Source organism: Cellulomonas xylanilytica (assembly GCF_007989805.1).
Taxonomy (GTDB): Bacteria; Actinomycetota; Actinomycetes; order Actinomycetales; family Cellulomonadaceae; genus Cellulomonas; species Cellulomonas xylanilytica.
In genome coordinates, this window is sequence record NZ_BJUB01000009.1 from 57,344 (window position 1) to 76,364 (window position 19,021).

A 19,021-nucleotide genomic window follows, 5' to 3' on the forward strand; every position below is an offset into this window, starting at 1 on the left:
CGGCGCGCTCCCCAGCCTAGGTTCGGGGAATGACGGTTGACGGCGGTGCGCGTGCCTCGACGGTGCTGGATCCCGGAGCGGTCGGTCCCGCTCCTCCGCTGACACCGACCCGCCGCCGCGCGCCGGCCCAGGTCCACCTGCTGAGCCGCAACGAGCGGGAGTCCCGTGGGTCCGCGGCCCGGGTGCTGCTGCCGCGGGAGAGCCTCGCGGACGTGGGGACGGCGACGAAGCGCCCGGACCCCGTCGACCTGCTGGTGTCCCAGGGGCAGACCCGCGTGCCCGAGCTGCTGCCGCTGCGGTACGGGCGCATGTCTTCCTCGGCGTTCGCGTTCTACCGCGGTGCGGCGCTGCTCATGGCCTCGGACCTGGCGGCGACGCCCGACTCGGGGCTCGACGTGCAGCTGTGCGGGGACGCACACATGTCGAACTTCGGCCTCTACGGCACGCCGGAGCGCCGGCTGCTCTTCGACCTCAACGACTTCGACGAGACCCTGCCGGGACCGTTCGAGTGGGACGTCAAGCGGCTGCTGGCGAGCGTCGAGATCGCGGCCCGCAGCATCGGCGCGGGGACCAAGGAGCGGCGCAGGATCGCGACGGACGTCGCGAAGGCGTACCGAACCGCGATCCGGGAGTTCGCCGAACGGCCGAACCTGGAGGTCTGGTACGCCCGGCTCGACGTCGACGACTTCCTGCGGGAGCACGGCGGGTCGTTGGGCAAGGCGCAGTCGAGGACGACGCAGTCGACGGTGAAGAAGGCGCGCAGCCGGGACCACCTGCGGTCGGTGGAGAAGCTGACGGAGGTGGTGGACGGCCGGCGACGGTTCCTGCCGGACCCGCCGCTGGTGCAGACCCTGGAGGAGCTGCTCGGCGACCAGGCCGGAGCGTTCCGGGCGGCGATGGGTGAGCTGGTGGCGGCGTACCAGGCGACCCTGCAGCCCGACCGGCGGCACCTCGTCGGGCAGTACCGGCTGGTCGACATGGCCCGCAAGGTGGTCGGCGTGGGTAGCGTCGGCACCCGGGCCTGGATCCTGCTGCTCGAGGGTGCCGACGACCGGGACCACCTGATCCTGCAGGCCAAGGAGGCGCAGTCCTCGGTGCTCGAGCAGTTCCTCGGCGCGAGCGAGTACACGCAGTCCGGGCAGCGGGTGGTCGAGGGGCAGCGGCTCATGCAGGCGGCGAGCGACGCGATGCTCGGCTGGCAGCGGACGCGCGGGATCGACGGCGTCGAGCGGGACTTCTACGTCCGCCAGCTGCGCGACTGGAAGGGCTCGGCGGTCATCGAGGGGATGCGCCCCGAGGGCTTCAGCCGGTACGGCGGCTTGTGCGCGTGGACGCTGGCGCGGGCGCACGCGCGGTCGGGTGACCGGGTGGCCATCGCGTCCTACCTCGGCGGGTCGAAGGCTGCCGACGAGGCCTTCGCCGACTACGCCGCGGCGTACGCGGACCGGAACGAGTCGGACCACGCGGCTCTCGTGGCAGCCATCGGCTCCGGCCGGCTCGACGCGGTGCACGGCGTCTGAGGACGGCTCGGCCGCGGTCCGCCCGGCCCGGGCTCAGCGACGGCCGAGCGCCTCGGCCGCCGCCGACACGATCGCGGCATCCGTGGTCGTGTAGCCGCCGGACCCACCGCCGGGCCCTCCGGACTCGTCGACGTGCCGGCTGGCGGACAGGTGCACCGCGTCGACCCCCGCACGGACCAGCGCGGGGACGTCTGCGGGGCGCACGCCACCGCCCGCCATGACCTGCAGCCGTCCGGCGCCGTGGGCGACGGTGGCGGCGAGCCGGTCGAGCCCGTCGATGCTGCGGGCGGCACCGCCGGAGGTCAGGACCCGCACGACGCCGAGCGCCACCAGGTCGTCCAGCGCGGCCTCCAGCAGGGGCACCGTGTCCAGGGCGCGATGGAAGGTCACCTCGCGGCCGTCGGCGGCCTCGACGAGGCGGGCGACCGTCGTCCGGTCGACGTCGCCCGCCGGGGTGAGCGCCCCGACGACCACCCCGGCGGCGCCGGCGGCGACGGCCGCACGGACGTCCCTGACCTGCACGTCGACCTCGTCGGCGGTGTACCGGAAGGAGCCGGCGCGCGGCCGGACCAGCACGTGCACCCCGACGCGCGACGGGAGCGCGGCGACGACGGCGTCGAGGAGCCCGATGCTCGGCGTCAGCCCTCCGGTCGCGGCCAGCGCGGCGCACAGCTCGAGCCGATCGGCACCGAGCCCGGCCGCGAGGACGGCGCCGGCGACGTCCTGGACGGCGATCTCGAGGAGCGTCACGCCCACGACAGCAGCGGCTCGCCGGCCGTGACGGTGTCGCCGGGCCGCGCGAGCCGGGTGAGGGCGTCGGCGCCCGCCTCGAGGCCGACCACGGGGCAGACCGGGGAGCGACCGCCGAGGGCGGACGGGTCCCAGCTGACGACGACCTGCCCGGCGGTGACCACCGCTCCCTCGGCCGCGTGCAGCGTGAACCCCGCACCACCCAGCTCGACGGTGTCGATGCCCAGGTGGACCAGCACCGCGCGGCCGTCGTCGTGCTGCACGACGAACGCGTGCGGGTGCAGCTTCACGATGGTGCCGGCGATGGGGGAGATGACCTCCGAGCCGGCTGCCAGCGGTGGGTCGAGGGCGAGGCCGGGGCCGACGAGCTCGGCGGAGAACACCGGGTCGGCGACCTCGGACAGGCCGAGGACCTGACCGCTGACGGGGGACAGGACGGTCAGCGACGCCATCAGCGCAGGTCCTCGATGTCGGAGGCGAGCGTGTCCGCCTCGGGTCCGACGATGACCTGGACGGCCACGCCGGACCGCACGACGGCGATGGCGCCCGCCCGCTTGAGGCCCGGCTCGTCGACGAGCGCCGGGTTCTCCACCTCGACGCGCAGCCGCGTGATGCACGGCTCGAGGTCGAGGACGTTCGCGTCCCCGCCGAGCGCCGCGAGGATCTGTTCTGCCTTCGTCATGTCCTGCTCCTCACATCAGCTCGTCGAGATCGGTCGCGATGAGGTCGACGTGCGGCCCCACCACCACCTGCACCACGCGTCCGGAGATCATCACGCCGAACGCGCCGGCGGCACGCAGCCCGGCGGCGTCGACCCGGCTGGCGTCGCGCACCAGCGACCGCAGCCGCGTGGTGCACGGCTCGATCTCGTCGATGTTCTCGACGCCGCCGAGGGCAGCCAGGATCGCTGCCGCCTGGTCCTTGCTCTGCGGCCTCATTGCCGTCCTCCTGCGATGGGTGCGGTGGCGGGTTCGAGCTCGCCCTCGGTACGTCGTCGTGGCACGAGCGCCGGCCGCGGGGCGCGCAGCGGCACCCACACGCTGTAGCGGTCGGCGCGATAGCAGGCGCGGGAGAACATGGTCGCCGTGTCGACCGAGTAGGTGCGCCGCTCGGCGCGCAGGACGGCGCGCGCGTCGCCGAGCCCGAGCAGCGACGCCTCCGTGTCCGTGGCTTCGTCGGCGGACAGGGTGTCCTCGCCCCACTCGGGGGCCAGCCCGAGGTCCCGCAGCGCCTCGTAGATGCTCGCCGGGGGACCGTCGTCGAAGAGCGTGGGCGCGAGGGCGACCGGCACCCACGCCTGCTCGATGCAGATGGGGACGCCGTCGGCGCTGCGCACCCGGTAGAGGAAGTGCACCTTCTGGCGCGGCTCGAGCTCGAGCGCGGTGGCGACGTCGGGCGTCGCGGCCACGACCTGCGCGGTGAGCACGGTGGTCGCGGGCTCCATGCCGCGCCGGCGCATCTCCTCGCCGAAGGTCGTCAGCCGCATCTCGAAGTCCATGCGCTGCGGCGCGACGAACGTGCCGCGGCCCTGCTCGCGGACCAGCACACCGTCGGTCACGAGCGTGTCGACGGCCTGCCGCACGGTCATCCGGGACAGGCCGAACTGCTGGCTGAGGTGCCGCTCCGACGGGATGGCGTCGCCGACCTTGAGCTCCTGGGCGACGAGGGTGGCCAGGTGGTCGCGCACGGTCAGGTACTTGTGTGCACTGCCCTGGTCAGGCTCGTCCACGCGGTGCCACTCCTTCGTGAGGTCGTCGTGAGGGACCGTCCGCGTCGGCGCGACGTGACCCTTGACACATCATGAGGTCTAGACCAGTCTGCTCGCAACTGGTCCAGACCAGACAGCTGAACTCCCCCTCCCGAAGCATCCCAGGACACTTAACGAGGAGTGCTCCATGACCACCGCTACCGCGGACGCCCCCGCGTCCACCGAGAAGCGGGGCTTCCCCGGCCTCGCCCAGCTCCAGCGCATCGGCCGCTCCCTCATGCTGCCGATCGCCTCCCTCCCGGCCGCCGCGCTGCTGCTGCGGCTGGGCCAGCCCGACATGCTCGGCGCCGACGGCCTCGGCGCCCACCTGCCCTGGATGCTCCCGGTCGCCGACGTCCTCGCCGCCGCGGGCAACGCGCTGTTCGCCAACCTCGCGCTCCTGTTCGCCGTCGGCGTCGCCGTCGGGTTCGCGCGCAAGTCCGACGGCTCGACGGCGCTCGCGGCCGTCATCGGGTACCTCGTGTTCGACGGGGTCAGCACCGCGCTCTCGCCGTACGTGCTGGAGAAGGCGAGCGAGGGCGAGACGCAGCAGGTCATCAACTACGGCGTCCTCGGCGGCATCGTCATGGGCCCCGTCGCGGCGCTGCTGTTCCAGAAGTACTACCGGATCAAGCTGCCCCCGTACCTCGCGTTCTTCGGCGGCCGACGGTTCGTGCCGATCGTCACCGCCGGTGCCGCGATCCTCGTCGCCGTCGCCGGTGCGCTGATCTACCCGGCGTTCGACACCGGCTTCACCGCCGTCGGCGACTGGGTCACGGGCTCGACGATCCTCGGTGCCTTCGTCTACGGCACGACGAACCGGTTGCTGGTGCCCATCGGCCTGCACCACCTGCTGAACTCGCTGCCGTGGTTCCAGTTCGGCTCCTACACCGACTCCAGCGGTGACGTCTGGCACGGCGACATCGCGCGCTTCCTGCACGGCGACCCCACCGCCGGCACCTTCATGACGGGCTTCTTCCCGATCATGATGTTCGCGCTCCCCGCTGCCGCCCTGGCGATCGTGCACACGTCCAAGGCGAAGAACCGCAAGGTCATCGCCGGGATCATGGGCTCCGCCGCGCTGGTCTCGTTCGTCACCGGGGTCACCGAGCCTCTCGAGTTCGCGTTCGTCTATGTCGCCTACCCGCTGTACGTCATCCACGCGGTGCTCACCGGAACGTCGCTCGCGCTGGTCAACGCGCTCGGCATCAAGGACGGGTTCGGGTTCTCCGCGGGCGCCATCGACTACGTGCTGAACTACCGGATCGCGACCATGCCGCTGCTGCTGCTCGTCGTGGGGCTCGGGTACGCGGTCGTGTACTACTTCCTGTTCCGGTTCGTCATCACGCGCTGGCAGCTGCGCACGCCGGGCCGCGAGGACGACGACGACCCGTCGACCACCCCGTCGTCGTCCGAGCACGAGCCCGCCACGGAGCCGCAGGTCACGGCGGTCGACGAGACGGCGCCCAGCCGATGACCTCCGCGGTCGTCGCCGCCCCGCTGACCCTGAGGGGGTTCGGGGTCAGCCCAGGACGCCGGGCCGGGGTCGTGGCGCGCATGCCCGACGCCCCGCCGGCGCCGTCGCCCGAGCCGTCGGCTCCGGGGACGGACCTGGCGGCGGCGGCGACCGCGGTGGACGCAGCGGCGGCGCGGGTCCGGGACGCCCTCGCGCGCGCCGCCGAGACGGCGACCGGGGACGCGGCCGACATCCTCGCGGTCACCGCGGCGATGGCCGCCGACCCGTCGCTCGCCGACGAGGCGCGGCGGCGGGTCCTCGAGACCCGCGCGACGCCCTCCCGTGCGGTGTGGGACGCGGCCGAGCTGGTCGCCGAGCAGCTGCGCGCGCTGGGCGGGATGTTCGCCGACCGCGCCCGGGACGTGCAGGACGTGCGGGATCGGATCGTCGCGGAGCTGCTGGGCCTGCGCCCGCCCGGAGTGCCAGACCCCGGGACGCCGTTCGTGCTGGTGGCGCGGGACCTCGCCCCCGCCGACGCCGCCCGGCTGGACCCGGCGCAGGTGCTCGCGGTCGTCACCGCGGGCGGGGGGCCGACGGCGCACACCGCCATCCTGGCGCGGTCGCTGGGCATCCCGTGCGTCGTCGCGGTGGCGGGGGCGCTCGACCTCGCCGACGGGGAGACGGTGCTCGTCGACGGCTCGACCGGCGACGTGGTCCGGCACCCGTCGGCCGAGTCCGTCGAGCGCGCGGCGCACGCAAGGCCGCGCCCGACGCGGCTGGAGGGTCCCGGACGCACGGCGGACGGGCATCCGGTCGCGCTGCTGGCGAACGTCGGCGACCCGGCCGGAGCGGTCGCCGCGGCCGAGACCGGCGCCGAGGGGATCGGGCTGTTCCGCACCGAGTTCGGGTTCCTCGGGCGGACCACGCCGCCGGGCATCCCGGAGCAGGTGGCGGCCTACTGCCAGGTGCTCGCCGCGTTCCCCGGCCGGCGCGTCGTCATCCGCACGCTGGACGCCGGTGCCGACAAGCCGCTGCCGTTCGTCACGGCGTCCGGTGAGCCCAACCCGGCCCTCGGGGTCCGCGGGCTGCGCACCTCGTGGGCGCACCCGGCGGTCCTCGACGACCAGCTCGAGGCGATCGCGCAGGCCGCCGCGGCGTCGTCGGCGGACGTCTGGGTCATGGCGCCGATGGTCGCGACCGCCGACGAGGCCGACGACTTCGTCGACCGCTGCGCCGCCCACGGGCTGCGGCACGCCGGCCTCATGATCGAGGTGCCCGCCGCCGCCCTGCGCGCCGGTGACCTGCTCGACCGCGCGCAGTTCGCCAGCCTGGGCACCAACGACCTCACGCAGTACGCCATGGCGGCGGACCGCGAGCTGGCCGGGCTCGCGCAGCTGTCGACGCCGTGGCAGCCGGCCGTGCTTTCCCTGGTGCAGCTCGCGTGCGCGGGGGGCCTCGCGCGGGACCGCCCGGTGGGCGTCTGCGGCGAGGCCGCGGCCGACCCGGCGCTCGCACCGGTCCTGGTCGGGCTCGGCGCCACGTCGCTGTCGATGACGGCGCGGGCGCTCCCCGACGTGGGCGCGGTGCTCGCGACCGTCACGCTGGACGAGTGCCGGTCTCTCGCCGCGCTGGCGCTCACGCAGCGCACGGCCGCCGAGGCGCGGTCGGCGGTGCGGGCCGCGCTCGCGGACGTGCTGGAGGCGGCCGGCCTCTAGGCCGACTGCTGGAGGAACTGCTCGAGGACGTCGATCGAGGCGGCCGCGTCGGCGTCGTCGTCGGCCGTCGCCAGCACGACCTCGTCGCCGGCGCCCACGCCCAGCGTCATGATCGCGAGGATCGAGGCGGTCGCGACGGGGGTGCCGCCCGTCTTCGCGATCGTCACCTTCACCGGCAGCCGGCCGGCCGTCGCGACGAACTGGGCGGCGGGGCGCGCGTGCAGCCCCTCGGGAAGTGCGACGACGACGGAACGCTGCATGGCCTGCCTCCTGGGCGGGGTCGACGGTGACGATCCTGACCATAGTGGTCTAGACCACGATCGCGCGACTGCTTGTGGAAGACTCGTGCCGCTGCGGGCCGGTCCCGCACGGGAGGGCTGTCTGAGCGGCCGAAAGAGACGGTCTTGAAAACCGTTGGAGCGGGACAACCCCGTTCTCGTGGGTTCGAATCCCACGCCCTCCGCCAGGGATGATTGCGCAGGTCACGCGCTCATCTGGCTGTCCACCAGTTCCTAATGCGCGGACCCGTCTAGGGTCGCCGAGTTGCAACGCAAGGCCGAGCTCGGCTCAGTGCGAACTAACACCGAACTAACAGCGCAACTAACAGTCCGGCTAGCTGTGGACGTGGGTCGTCCAGAATGCGATCGTTCGCTGGGCGCTCGAGGGGTGAAGTCGCAGGTCACATGCTCGCTCGGTGGGACCGGCAACTGACGCTTCGGCCGCGACGTACTCCTTCACTCGACCTCGCTGCCGATGCGGTTCCCCGGTCGTCACGCACACCCTGCCGAGTCGACTCAGGGCGCGCAGTCCGTCTGTTCGGTGGCCTCGTCTGAAGACCGGCTCAGTGGGCCGGGCCTAGCAGGAAGGCGAAGCACTACGTCACTATCGAGCCGTGGCAGAGACAGAACCAGACGCGACGAACAGCGCAGAGACGATCAAGTCGATGCTGGGTCAACTGATCACGAACCAGTACCTGGACTCCTCTGACTTCAATGGGGTCAGCGCGGCTCAGCTGGTGGACGCGCTGGAGGACTTCCCCGCCGATGTGGAGGAACTCATCACCGAACTGGTGGCCGAGGGCTTGGTCTACGCCAACTTCGGACACGAGATGGTCAACGCCCACATCATCGGATTCCCGCACCAGGATGCGGTCGCCAACCATGCGGAGGTTCTTCGGCGAGGCGGCGTCTCCTCGGCTGTTCTCTACCCGACTCGCGAAGCTCTAGCTGCGGTATCCGCCGGCGACCGATATCCCGGAGCCCCGTACTCTGCTTCGCTCGCACTCGGCCATGCTCAGCTCGAGTCGGTATTCTTTCGCGCGGATGTGCTTGGCCGTTACAGGGATGACCCCCGTTACGACTACACCCTCGACATCGGTGGAGAGATTCACGCGCGCGAAGGCACACCTCACGACACCTACCTCACGACGTTCAGCATCGGCTTTGACCGCGATGCCTTGAGTGACGAGATCGTGGTCGGAGTACCGCTCCGCTACTTGCACGACCTATCGCCCTCGGAGCAGTCCTACTGGAAGTCGTTTGAGCACGACCGTCAAGACTGGATGCTTCACCCCGACTGGGTCCGGCCGCACCTGATGGGGGAGTTCCCGGAGCAAGTCAGTCCGTACACCGCGATCCTCATGGAGATGCGCGCCGTCAACGAGATCTGCGACGCCATCGGCTATCCAGAACTCTTCCGGACGCTGTACGACGAACAGAACCGGCCGACCGATTACGGGTACTTGATCCTTCCGACCCGCCGGGAACTGTCGAACTTCATTGAGCAACTCAACAAACTTCTGATTGACAACCTCAACCAGAAGTTCTTCTCCCGTGCGGGCATCGCGCTGACGGAGTCGCGCCGGGACAGTGCGGGCACCACCTATGAAGGGCAGCGGGGCACCCTCAACATGCTGACTGAGTGGATGGAGAGGACTGTGAGGCACGATCCCTCCGGGTGGGTACCCGCCGCTGCGGAGGTTCTGCGAGAGGTTCGCAAGGCTCGTTCAGATACCGCGCATCGAGTTCGCGAGAACGAATATGACCCTGTCGCATGGAGCGAGCAACGGCGCCTCGTCGTCGGGTCCTACAGGGCGGTCCAGACCGCCCGGCAACTCTTGCAGTCCCATCCGCGGGCCGCGACTGTCGACGTACCCGAGGAGCTCGAAGAGGGGAAGGTCTGGCCCTTCTAGGGGCGCGCGCCTCACCCTCCGCCCTCATGCGGAGGGGGGAAGTCGCAGGTCACAGCCCTGCCGATACTGGACATGCCCGGCCTGTGGGTGGCTCGTCGTAACGTGCCGACTCGCCAAGCCGAAGTGGACCGACACGCGTTGCTCAGATAGCTGAAACGTGAGCTAAGCTGCTAGCTTGAGCATGCCACCGCGCGACCCAGGAGACGCCATGAAAGACCTCGCACCTGACCCGGCGTTTACCTTTATCGACCTGTTCGCCGGAATCGGTGGCTTCCATGCTGCGCTAGCCGCGTACGGAGGTGCGTGCGAGTACGCCGTCGAGATCGACAAGGCTGCCGCCGCCGTCTATGAGCAGAACTGGCGGCGCACTGCTCTCGGCGACATCACGAGGGACGCGAACGACCAGCAGGTGAGCGTGCCTTCGTCCGCGGTGCTAGCGGCAGGGTTTCCGTGCCAGGCGTTCAGCAAGTCCGGCGCGCAGCGGGGCATGGACGAAGCGCGAGGGACGCTGTTCTGGAATGTCGCGCGGGTCATCGAAGCCAACCGCCCGACCGTCGTCTTGCTGGAGAATGTCCGCAACCTCGCCGGCCCGCGCCACATCCACGAGTGGAAGACCATCATCCGAACCCTGCGCGAACTCGGATATCGCGTGGCTGACACACCTGCAGTCTTCTCGCCGCACCTCTTGCCGCGCGACCGCGGCGGTCGCCCGCAGGTTCGGGAGCGGGTCTTCATCACTGCGACGTACAACCCGACAGGCATGGGTTCCGATGCAGTGGAGCCGGTCGCGACGATGAAGGACCGGATCGACGGCTGGCAGCCCACAGACTGGGACCTCGCACTCGGGCTTCCTCTGGACCCTGACCACCACGTCACGGGATGCGACCTCACTGCCGCAGAGCGCCTGTGGATCGACGCGTGGAACGAGCTCGTCGAGATCATGTGGGAAGAGCGCGACGGTCAGCGCCTCCCGGGGTTCCCCCTGTGGGCCGACGAGTGGGTGCTGACGAAGGACCTGCGAATCCCGCTCGGGACACCAGCCTGGAAGGAGTCGCACCTGGTGAAGAACGCGGCGTTCTACACCCGGCACAAGCGCGTACTCGACAGATGGACGAAGAAGTGGGGCGTCTACACAGATGCGTTCCCGGCGTCGCGCCGCAAGTTCGAGTGGCAGGCACAGGACACGCCGCGGCTGTGGGACACGATCATGCATTTCCGCCCGTCGGGCATCCGAGCCAAGCGAGCGACGTTCACCCCAGCGCTCGTCGCGATTACCCAGACCACGATTGTTGGACCGCGTGAGCGTCGGCTATCGCCCCGTGAGGCAGCGCGCCTACAGGGCATGCCGAACGGGTTCAGTTTCGACGGGCAGGTGAATGCGGCGACGTACAAGCAGCTTGGCAATGGTGTGAACGTCGGGGTGGTGTGGCACATCCTGCGCGAGCACGTGAACCGCGACCGCGACATCCTAGAGACGACCAGCGAGGGTCGCGCGATCCTTGCCGCTGTCGATGCAGCACCCGAGTCGCCAGACAAGGTGCTCGACGAGATGTTTCCCGTCCGAGGGTGAGTCAGGCAGTTGGCTACAGGCCTGCCCACTGTCGTTGAGCCTGGAGTGCGGCGGCGAGTGGATGTTGCCGCACGTCATCGGGGATCGCGATTGGACGACCACGAAGCGCCGTGTACTCGGGAGCCGTGATGTGGTTCGCGATAAGGACGGTGCGGTCAACCTCGTCTACCGCCAGCAGCCCGACATCCCACATGCGGTGAAGGTCCGCGCGGAGAAGGAGCCCGTTGCTGACGAAGTTCGTGTGCTTACCGCGATACGGACGAATGTGGGCCGCTTCAAGCACCGACTCAAAATCCGTACCTGTGATCGCGCACCGACCGCGGTAGGCGCGGAGAACTGCGGCGCGAAACCTGCTCTGCCCTTCGCGGACAACGACGGCCCGCAACGATCGCTTGCGCTCATCGGAGAGTTCGAGTGCCTCGATGGCGCCGGCCTCAGCTCCCGGGTCCTCGTCTTCCGCCGCTCGAGCAAGTGCGATCCGCGCGGCCGGAGCCCCGTGGTCGAGAGGGACGACTGCAAACCCTCGGTCGATCACCTCTGAGAGGATCGCGTTGAGAGCCCTATTGGTGATGGTGCCCTCGACCGAGTGATACGTCAGGCCGGCGCCTTCTTCGCCGGTCAGGTGCTCCATCAGAAGGTCGATGTTCCGCTCGATCGAGCGCGTTCGCGCCTCGTCGCCCAATCCGAGCGCGTCTGCGATCGCGACGAGGAACGTACCTTCGACGTTCGACCCACGTCCGCAGTCGAAATGAGCGATGCCGAGAGCATCGGAGATCGCCGCCATGAGCGGACGTTCGGGCTCTCGCGCTCCTTCACCGCGTCGCGCGCGGGGCGGCACTCCTAGCCGACCCTCGTGAGTCGCTGGACGGCGGCGTCGAACTGCTCCGCCGTCAGCGAGCCGGCATCACGCAGCGCAACAAGAGTCTGCAACTCGGAGGCGAGATTGCCCTGGACCGGCTTTGACGCGACGAACATCCGCGCCAGCGTGGGGTACTGCTGCGGGTTCAGGAGGGACTCGATGAAGGCGAGCCAAGGATCTTCGGACCCTGTGCCTGGGTTCACAGGCATCTCGCAGATGGCGACGCACTCCGGATGAGCGACGGCGTGCGCGCGGATCGCTGCGAAGCCGAGCATCGTCGCGTCCCCGCTGTCGTACGTCTGCGCAGCGAGTTCGGTGTGGACATGTGGATCTGCGAAGACGATGCCTGGAAGGTGCGGTGAGAGGAAGACCGTTGGCTCGGTGAACCCGCCACCCGACCCGCCAAGCTCGTTGGTGATCCGGTACGACATCGCCTTCGGGGATGTCTGGTTCTTCACTGACCAGAGGCCGCGTGCGTCCTCGCGAAGGGCGCGCAGGTCGAAGCCGTTGGCGTTGTGTCCGCCAGGGACGCTGAGGACTCCCGCTGCGAACGCTGCGGATGCGAGGATCCATTCGACCGCTCCGCCGCTCCCGAAACGGTTCGCACGGTCAGTGGGGTTGACCCTGTGCACGTTCGCGCGGAGCGCCTGTTCGAGCTCGTTCCTAAGCTGTGTGCTGGTGGCGAGTGCAATCCGGAACGCATCGAACGCCCCAGATCCGCTGCTCGCGTCACTGCCGTTCAGCCCTAGAGTGCCCTGCTCGCCCTTGACCACGATCGGGACCCTAGCTCGCACGCGTGCTAACGCGGTGTCGACCCTCCGGCCCCCGCTGCCCTGACGCGCGCCACTGCCGCCTCCACATCACCTGTGACCTCGTGCTCCCAGATGCGGACGACAGCCCAACCACATTCCTGTGCCAGGGTCGTCGATCGCTCGTCACGTTCGCGATTCCGGCTCATCTTGTCCGCCCAGAGCTGAGAGTTAGGCCCCGTCCATGGCGCTCGCCGGCCGTGCTCGGGGCAGCCGTGCCAGAAGCACCCGTCGACGAACACCGCGACGCGATAGCGCGGTAGGACCAGGTCGGGCGTGCAGCCACGAGCAAGCGTGCGGTGGAGCCGAAACCGGAGACCGCAAGCGTGGAGGGCGCGCCGGAGGGTCACCTCCGGGCCCGTTGACTCTTTCACTCGGCCGGCGAGGTGGCGGCCGGCTGTCGTTGACACCCAATGCTCCGCCATCTGCAACACCGTACGTCGGCGTGAGCAGTTCGGCTGCAGGGTCCCGGCATGGTGGCCGACCACTCGAACGCTGCGGCACGTCGACGCCTTGCGATTCAGACCCTCGGCCCTCAACTGTCGGAAGACCCAAACTCGGCCTCGAGTCGTCTCGGCCGGATGCTTACGGACGCACGGTCCATGGTCGTGAGCGCCGACATCGACGGAATGGTCTCGGCGATGATGCTCGGCTCTGTCGCCCCAGGCTTCGAGATTGCCGCGTTCTCTGTCTTGTCGGGGACTTGGCTGGTCCACCCCGGCGCGGTTGGCAATCTGCCCAACGACGCCTTCGGGGTGGACGTATTTTCCACGCGCTTCGACACCGTAAGCAATCACGTTCTGAAGTGGGGATCCAAGAAGCCGAAGGCGGCCGGGGTGGCCGGCGCCTTCGCCCACTGGGACGCCGCTGTTGATGCCGCCGCCGCACGTCTCTTGGTCGCCTCGCCCACCGTTTGGGCAGGGACACAGGCTGGCTACGAGGACGATTCGAAGATCACGAGCGCTCGGTACAAGTACCCCCTTGGCACCGCCCAGTTGCTCCTCGCGATGCTCGAGGCGTCGGGCAATGCGCCGCGGTTCTACGACCGGACCTACCTGCCCTGGCTAGTGGCGAACTGCGATGGCGGCGTGAAGACGTACGTTCCCTTCTCGTACAACACGCGAGTTTGGTGGCCAGTCCTGGCAGGGGCCGTTGGACCCGGAAGCCTGACCGACCACATCTACTCGCTCGTCGACGAGATGCGTCCGAACGACTTTCTCGATGCCGTCCATCGACTCGACCGCGAGCGACCTCACGGAGAGCCGCCTTGGCTCAACGATGCTTGGAAGCTATCCAGCCCAACGCTTCCGGTCGTTAAGCGAGCGCTGCGGTGGATGGCCGACCTCACGGGCTGGCGCGACCCGGTCCGCGGCGGCATCGATGGGCTCGACACCTGGCTTGAGATCCCCGCGACGTCGAGCGCCCAGGTCTACCACGGCGGAAAGACCCCGGCGGCGAAGGCGATGGCGGCGCACGCAGGGTCCTGGGTGAAGACGGCCGATGACCCTGCCCTCGCCGTTCAGCTCATCCAGAACGGCGTCGGGGCGGCGCTAAACGCGAACTTCATGGTTGGCGGACAGTCAGGGTCCCGGTTCAACTGGGTTGGCGGTTGGTAGGGGCGTACGCGGCCGGCCCGACGTCGCAGCACCCACTCCCAGAGAGCCATCGTTAGGCATTCGACGTCGCTGCACGCCTCCCAGCCCTTCGCGAGCGGTCCGGCTGGTTCGACGCGGCACGGCATGCCGGCCTGGTCGCGTACGAGGGCCCAGGTGGGGTCGTCGAGGGGGACCCAGGCTGCCGCGGTGCCGTCATGGGTCAGGTCGACACGGACGTACGGGTCGCCTTCAACAACGTCGCAATGTGCCCGGAGGCCCGACGCGGTGAGGCGGACGGCGACTTGCTCGGTCAGGGAGACGAGGTCGGCCGTCGCGGTCATCGCACACCGCCGTAGCCCGACTGGTCGCGGAGCCAGACGTCGAGCAGGTCGTAGACCAACGCGTCCTCCGGCTCGAAGCGGACGCCGACCTTCGCGCCCCACTCGGCGGCGTAGCTCTCGAACGCTCGCACGGCCGACCACCCGCCGGCGTGAGTCGGGGAGTAGTCATGGCTCCCACCAGTCCCGCCGTTGCTCAGGTCGTAAACGCGATCAGGGCGAGTAGATCCAGGCGAGTTAGGGGTGGGTACCGGGTGGCGGAGACGAGTAGCAGCGTCCGACGACGCACCTCCTCTCGAAGTTCGGGACGAACGGGCTTGGGCAGCTGCGCCAGCATGGCCGCCTCGATAGCGAGGTCGGACCGCAGTCGCCGGTTGGTGACAAGAGCCGGCCCGATGGCGGCCACAGCAGCACCGAGGAGGACGGGTATCGCTGGTTCAAGAAGCGCTTGTAGGTCCATCGCGCGATCGTGACAGCGCTCCCGGTTCCTCGGAGGGGTTTTCACGATCTTCTACTCAGTGGTGCTGAGTTCGGGCGCTGCGCACGTCGACTGGCATCACCGCGTGAGGACGACCAATCCAGGTGTTGCTGCCGCTCGAACGTGTCGGGCTTGAGGACTCGTTCAAGAACTGAAGAGCCACCTACGGGGTGCCGCCCGCGTCGCAACCGAGCCGAAGATGGGGTGGGTCCGTACTCGCAGTCGGTACCGTCACTGCATGACGACCAAGGTGAGCTGGGATGGCCTGACGGAGTGGTTCACCACCGTCGACTTTGCCGCATGGCTCGCGGTGGCGGCGTTCGTGCTGTCGGTGATCGCTCTGGTCGTGTCGATCTGGGTAGATCGAGCGCGAGTACGCGTCGACCTGCTCCCATTGAAGATGCTTGGGCAGCACCCGGGACAAGCAGCACGACCGCTCAGCGTGTACGAGGTGACCGTGACGAACACGGGGAAGAGGCCAACGAAGGTGAGGGGGATCCACCTGGTGCTCGGGGAGTCGTATAGCGAACGGTTCACGCGGTTCCACCGAGAGAAGGAACGCTCCCTCATTGCGGTCACGACGGACGACCTCGCTCGGGTCAGTGCGGCCCTTCCGATGGTGTTGGACGTCGGGGACACAGCGACCATCTACTTCGACCGCGTCGTCGTGGACGCCGCCGTCAGGGCCGAGAACGTCACGCAACTGCACGCGCGCGCCGCCACCAGCACCGCCGGATACCGAGGGTCTAGGTCCGTGAAGGTGGAAAAGGCCGAGAAGGCCAGCGAGGTCGGACGTGCGTGAGACGCCATTGTCAGTAGTGTTCCGACATGGCCGAATCCGAAGGTCTGAACAGCCTCATTGGGATACGAGAACCTGACCGCAATCCCGGCCGACCTAGACCACTCGACTGGCAGGTCTATCGCGACAGAGCGCTGGCGGATTGGTACTCGCTTCTCGCGAGCGGTCCTGAGGAGCACGACGTTCAGAGGTTCCTAGAGTTGCACCCTGCGATGGTTCCGGGTGGCAGCGGAGACGTTGGCCCGGGCGGGCATCACCTCTCAGAGATGAGCGCCCTGTTCCGCTTGCCAGAGCTGAGGGGCCAGGGCCGGTCATTTCGACCCGACTTCATGTGGGTGACTCGCTCGTCGAGCTTGATCACGCCGATCCTGATCGAGATTGAGAAGCCGACAAAGAAGTGGTTCAAGAAGGATGGTCGGCCGACCGAGCGCTTCACCCAGGCTCACGACCAACTCAACGACTGGAGGGGGTGGTTCGCGCACCCTGAGAACCAGACCATCTTCCGCAACCAGTACCTCTTTCACGAGCGATACGAGAACCGGCAACTCGAGCCATGGTTCGTGCTCATCTTCGGTCGACAGAGTGAGTTTGAGCATGGCGGTCCCCACAGCAACCCTGACGCACTCCGGTTCAAGAGAGACGGGATGCGAAGAGATCGCGAGCAGTTCATGACGTTCGACTCGCTGCGCCCCCGATTCGACCACGGGAGTTCGGTGACGGTATCGATGTTGGCCGAGGGTCCTCGGCTGTACGCCTTCTCACCCCTCTTTGGCACGGACGCCAACATCGGCGCTGACGCGATCCGCCTCGGAGATCCTGCTGAGGCGCTCGCTCGGAGCGTCATGATGACGCCCGAACGCAAGCGGTACCTCGCTGAGCGCTGGGAGCATTGGCGAGCGGACGTGTTGGAGAGCAGGTTAGGGAACCGGACCTACGGCTTCGGACTTGGCCTGGAGTAGTCCTCGCGCACGTGGACGAGCGCTGGTGGGGCGCTACCGAAGTGAGGCGTCAGAGCGGCGCACTAGAACGCGTTCCGTCATGTCGTCGTACGTCTCGCCGTCTATGGCGGACTTGTACCCGTACCTACTGAGCAAGGCTCGAACGGACGGCGCTGCGAGGTCGAAGTTCTGGCGCGGTCCGAGGGTCACGGACTTGATCGGGACTCGCCAGGTGCCCTTGCGGGCGATCGTGTGGCTCGTACCGGCAGTGTGTTCGGCGAGCCTGACGTACTGCACAAGCCCGTACCGGGAACTCCTGAACTGGCTGTGCGGGTTCGATCGGATAAGTGTGGCGACGATGCGGGCTTCGCGCTCGTGCACCCAGCTCGCCCCTTTGAAGGTGCCAGCAAGGTGCGCGATTTGGTCGAGGATGCGCTGCTTCGCGTCGATCCAGGCCTCTTCGTACTCGGGTGGAGCGGAACTGGCCGCCATGAACTCGCTGGAGGCCTCATCGAGCAGTGACGACAGCTTGGCGTCGACGTCGCCATCCTCGTACGTCGCGAGCGTCCACGGCGTAACACTCGCCACGTTGAACCACCCGCGCACGTACGGTGGTTTCACGCCGCGCTCGAGCGCCTTCTTCTTGGGCAGCCCGGTCTTCAGGCTGAGATCGCGTTCGTGCAACAACTTGGTGAAAGTCCGAATCGACAGACGCTTCGTTGCGTCGAGTTCAATGCAGGAGCCGTCGCCGCCATCGCCATACAGGCGCCACTGAGTCGCGTCGTCTCGATCGAGCGATGCCGAGAGCACGAACGACAGCGCCGGGAAGGGATCTGCGTCTGGGAGAACATTCTCGAGGATGTCGCGAGCTGTCGGGTCATCGCTGCGCAACTCGAGCCAGGAGCGAATCCGGGTGAGCCCGCCGCCGACCTCCATCGGATCGTTCATCCCAGACGCCTCGGTGGCCCGAAGCTCGCCGGTCGAAACTATGCCGAGGAGGCCAGCCATGTCGGTGTAGTGGTAGACCGAGGCCAGATCGGAGGTAGAAGCCACGCCGCGATTGTGCTGCGTCTTCCAGTGACTTCGGGTGAGTCGAGCGCGTGTCGCAGGTTCAGGCTTGCGAACGCAGGGCACATCAACGCTGAAGTCGCGCGACCGTCTCGCGGCGAATCTGTTCGTCCGGGTCGCATGCCCGTGATTCGAGTCCGGTTCCAGGCAGCTCTGGGACAGCGAGAACCAGCCGCCGGATGGTGACTTCGGGATGTCCGACGTATCGCGCGGCGACGGCGGGCGGACAACATCGGTGGCGAACGATCGTCTCCACAAGCCCTGTGAGTTCCGGGTCGTTCTTGGCGTCCTGCGCGGGCGGGGCGACCACTGTCAACGTCACCGCGTCGGTGGCGGGGTCTGCGGCCGTCGCGAGGCGAACCGGCAGCGGGGCACCGATGAGGCGCCACAGGGACGGCGGGGCGGCGTGAGGAGGCATGGGGCAGTGTCGCAGGCGATCGAACATACGTTCGGTGACGCGGGTCACATCCGAAACGTCTACACGTTGAGGTGACTTGGTCGATCGGTAATGGCGTGAATCACGAGACCACCACCGATGAGTGCACCGTCCAGTTTCGAATCCGTCGATACGCCGAGGGCGCACGGCCACAACTCGAGACCCTCGGAACGGCGCCCGTCCTCCTGCTGCAGACCGTCAAGCTAACGCCCGACGGTCTGCGCGTGGTCGGCAACTCGAATGCCGCTCGATACGGGGTGCAGCTGGTGACCTACCGCGAGCTCCAGGCCATTACGACATACGGACCGGACATGTTCCGTCGCGCGGCCGCTGCTGGCTACATCAAGAAGTTCGGCACCGATAACCGGCCGACGTTCGACTTGGCCGAAGTGCTGAGATGGCTAGCCAACCCGCGGCACCGCGCCACTCGCGTCGAACTCACAGGCGAGGGACCCCGGCTAGGTCGCGGGGGGCGTGTGTCGTTCGCCGCGTAGCCGACCTCGTCTTCACGGCTCAGGCGGGCGGGCACATCAGCAAAGCGCTCGACAACACCACGTGGCACCTCGGGTTGGACGGCGCAGGCATTCGATCGCAAGACCGCACTGTTCAAGCACTCCGGCACACCGCTGCGACTCAATGGATCCGTGCCGGGCTGCCGCTGCCCACAGTCCAGGTACTCCTAGGGCACCGTTCGCTTCAGGTGCTCCACAGGTACTACGGCGGGATCCAGGCATCGAGCGTCGAGGTGGCCG

General features: G+C 68.5%; 21 protein-coding genes, 1 tRNA gene and 1 pseudogene. 11 read left to right on the forward strand and 12 right to left on the reverse strand.

Annotation, left to right across the window (positions count from 1 at the left end):
• The first annotated feature begins 29 nt into the window (after nt 1-29).
• Nucleotides 30-1,520, forward strand: a complete 1,491-nt coding sequence (locus CXY01_RS14465; protein ID WP_146928219.1) for a DUF2252 domain-containing protein — start codon at nt 30-32, stop codon at nt 1,518-1,520.
• Between the two features lie 33 nt (nt 1,521-1,553).
• Here CXY01_RS14465 and CXY01_RS14470 read toward each other — a convergent pair whose 3' ends face one another.
• From CXY01_RS14470 to CXY01_RS14490, 5 genes are read right to left on the reverse strand one after another with little or no spacing between them, the layout of a single operon-like run.
• Nucleotides 1,554-2,276, reverse strand: coding sequence for a copper homeostasis protein CutC (locus CXY01_RS14470; RefSeq protein WP_222594559.1), 723 nt, complete (start codon nt 2,274-2,276; stop codon nt 1,554-1,556).
• Nucleotides 2,267-2,722 (reverse strand): PTS sugar transporter subunit IIA, encoded by a 456-nt coding sequence (locus tag CXY01_RS14475; RefSeq protein WP_146928223.1) that lies wholly within the window; start codon nt 2,720-2,722, stop codon nt 2,267-2,269. Before CXY01_RS14475 ends, CXY01_RS14470 begins: the two co-directional genes overlap by 10 nt.
• On the reverse strand, nt 2,722-2,952 hold the full coding sequence (locus CXY01_RS14480; protein ID WP_146928226.1) for a PTS sugar transporter subunit IIB: 231 nt from the start codon (nt 2,950-2,952) through the stop codon (nt 2,722-2,724). Before CXY01_RS14480 ends, CXY01_RS14475 begins: the two co-directional genes overlap by 1 nt.
• A gap of 10 nt (nt 2,953-2,962) precedes the next feature.
• A complete protein-coding gene (locus CXY01_RS14485) occupies nt 2,963-3,208 on the reverse strand; it encodes a PTS sugar transporter subunit IIB (protein WP_146928228.1) in 246 nt (81 codons plus the stop codon).
• Nucleotides 3,205-3,999 (reverse strand): GntR family transcriptional regulator, encoded by a 795-nt coding sequence (locus tag CXY01_RS14490; RefSeq protein ID WP_146928230.1) that lies wholly within the window; start codon nt 3,997-3,999, stop codon nt 3,205-3,207. Before CXY01_RS14490 ends, CXY01_RS14485 begins: the two co-directional genes overlap by 4 nt.
• 166 nt (nt 4,000-4,165) lie before the next feature.
• On the opposite strand from CXY01_RS14490, the gene CXY01_RS14495 reads away from it, so the two are divergent.
• Both CXY01_RS14495 and ptsP read left to right on the forward strand, forming a co-directional pair.
• Nucleotides 4,166-5,494, forward strand: coding sequence for a PTS transporter subunit EIIC (locus CXY01_RS14495; RefSeq protein WP_146928232.1), 1,329 nt, complete (start codon nt 4,166-4,168; stop codon nt 5,492-5,494).
• Nucleotides 5,491-7,188 (forward strand): phosphoenolpyruvate--protein phosphotransferase, encoded by a 1,698-nt coding sequence (gene ptsP / locus CXY01_RS14500; protein ID WP_146928235.1) that lies wholly within the window; start codon nt 5,491-5,493, stop codon nt 7,186-7,188. Before CXY01_RS14495 ends, ptsP begins: the two co-directional genes overlap by 4 nt.
• On the opposite strand, the gene CXY01_RS14505 is transcribed toward ptsP, so the two are convergent.
• Nucleotides 7,185-7,448 carry an HPr family phosphocarrier protein gene (locus tag CXY01_RS14505; RefSeq protein ID WP_146928237.1) on the reverse strand — a complete coding sequence of 88 codons (264 nt, stop codon included), beginning with the start codon at nt 7,446-7,448 and terminating at the stop codon, nt 7,185-7,187. The genes ptsP and CXY01_RS14505 overlap by 4 nt on opposite strands.
• A gap of 111 nt (nt 7,449-7,559) precedes the next feature.
• Between CXY01_RS14505 and CXY01_RS14510 the strand changes: the two genes are divergently transcribed.
• From CXY01_RS14510 to CXY01_RS14520, 3 genes are all read left to right on the forward strand, one after another.
• Nucleotides 7,560-7,654, forward strand: a tRNA-Ser gene (locus CXY01_RS14510).
• Nucleotides 7,655-8,080: 426 nt separating this feature from the next.
• Nucleotides 8,081-9,379, forward strand: a complete 1,299-nt coding sequence (locus tag CXY01_RS14515) for a hypothetical protein (RefSeq protein WP_146928239.1) — start codon at nt 8,081-8,083, stop codon at nt 9,377-9,379.
• Nucleotides 9,380-9,587: 208 nt separating this feature from the next.
• The gene (locus CXY01_RS14520) at nt 9,588-10,949 is read left to right on the forward strand and encodes a DNA cytosine methyltransferase (protein ID WP_146928242.1); all 1,362 of its coding nucleotides are present in this window, start codon (nt 9,588-9,590) and stop codon (nt 10,947-10,949) included.
• Nucleotides 10,950-10,962: 13 nt separating this feature from the next.
• Here CXY01_RS14520 and CXY01_RS14525 read toward each other — a convergent pair whose 3' ends face one another.
• From CXY01_RS14525 to CXY01_RS14535, 3 genes are read right to left on the reverse strand one after another with little or no spacing between them, the layout of a single operon-like run.
• Nucleotides 10,963-11,733, reverse strand: a complete 771-nt coding sequence (locus tag CXY01_RS14525; RefSeq protein WP_146928244.1) for an HNH endonuclease — start codon at nt 11,731-11,733, stop codon at nt 10,963-10,965.
• Between the two features lie 56 nt (nt 11,734-11,789).
• On the reverse strand, nt 11,790-12,581 hold the full coding sequence (locus tag CXY01_RS14530; protein ID WP_146928246.1) for a hypothetical protein: 792 nt from the start codon (nt 12,579-12,581) through the stop codon (nt 11,790-11,792).
• 26 nt (nt 12,582-12,607) lie between these two features.
• The gene (locus tag CXY01_RS14535) at nt 12,608-13,042 is read right to left on the reverse strand and encodes a very short patch repair endonuclease (RefSeq protein WP_146928248.1); all 435 of its coding nucleotides are present in this window, start codon (nt 13,040-13,042) and stop codon (nt 12,608-12,610) included.
• Nucleotides 13,043-13,225: 183 nt separating this feature from the next.
• Between CXY01_RS14535 and CXY01_RS14540 the strand changes: the two genes are divergently transcribed.
• Nucleotides 13,226-14,233 (forward strand): hypothetical protein, encoded by a 1,008-nt coding sequence (locus tag CXY01_RS14540; RefSeq protein ID WP_146928250.1) that lies wholly within the window; start codon nt 13,226-13,228, stop codon nt 14,231-14,233.
• Between the two features lie 316 nt (nt 14,234-14,549).
• Here CXY01_RS14540 and CXY01_RS21320 read toward each other — a convergent pair whose 3' ends face one another.
• A complete protein-coding gene (locus CXY01_RS21320) occupies nt 14,550-14,684 on the reverse strand; it encodes a hypothetical protein (protein WP_281285320.1) in 135 nt (44 codons plus the stop codon).
• 582 nt (nt 14,685-15,266) lie between these two features.
• On the opposite strand from CXY01_RS21320, the gene CXY01_RS14545 reads away from it, so the two are divergent.
• The gene (locus CXY01_RS14545; RefSeq protein ID WP_146928252.1) at nt 15,267-15,830 is read left to right on the forward strand and encodes a hypothetical protein; all 564 of its coding nucleotides are present in this window, start codon (nt 15,267-15,269) and stop codon (nt 15,828-15,830) included.
• A 26-nt stretch (nt 15,831-15,856) separates the two neighbouring features.
• Nucleotides 15,857-16,786 carry a Shedu anti-phage system protein SduA domain-containing protein gene (locus CXY01_RS14550; protein ID WP_146928254.1) on the forward strand — a complete coding sequence of 310 codons (930 nt, stop codon included), beginning with the start codon at nt 15,857-15,859 and terminating at the stop codon, nt 16,784-16,786.
• A gap of 33 nt (nt 16,787-16,819) precedes the next feature.
• Here the strand turns inward: CXY01_RS14550 and CXY01_RS14555 are convergent, their stop codons facing one another.
• Nucleotides 16,820-17,818, reverse strand: coding sequence for a DUF2971 domain-containing protein (locus CXY01_RS14555; RefSeq protein WP_146928256.1), 999 nt, complete (start codon nt 17,816-17,818; stop codon nt 16,820-16,822).
• 82 nt (nt 17,819-17,900) lie between these two features.
• Nucleotides 17,901-18,299, reverse strand: a complete 399-nt coding sequence (locus CXY01_RS14560) for a hypothetical protein (protein WP_146928258.1) — start codon at nt 18,297-18,299, stop codon at nt 17,901-17,903.
• Nucleotides 18,300-18,322: 23 nt separating this feature from the next.
• Between CXY01_RS14560 and CXY01_RS20895 the strand changes: the two genes are divergently transcribed.
• Both CXY01_RS20895 and CXY01_RS21400 read left to right on the forward strand, forming a co-directional pair.
• Nucleotides 18,323-18,763, forward strand: a complete 441-nt coding sequence (locus tag CXY01_RS20895; RefSeq protein WP_186813427.1) for a hypothetical protein — start codon at nt 18,323-18,325, stop codon at nt 18,761-18,763.
• Nucleotides 18,667-18,927 (forward strand): annotated as a pseudogene (locus CXY01_RS21400) (hypothetical protein); the annotation flags it as partial. The gene CXY01_RS20895 and the pseudogene CXY01_RS21400, both read left to right, overlap by 97 nt.
• Between the last annotated feature and the right edge of the window lie 94 nt (nt 18,928-19,021).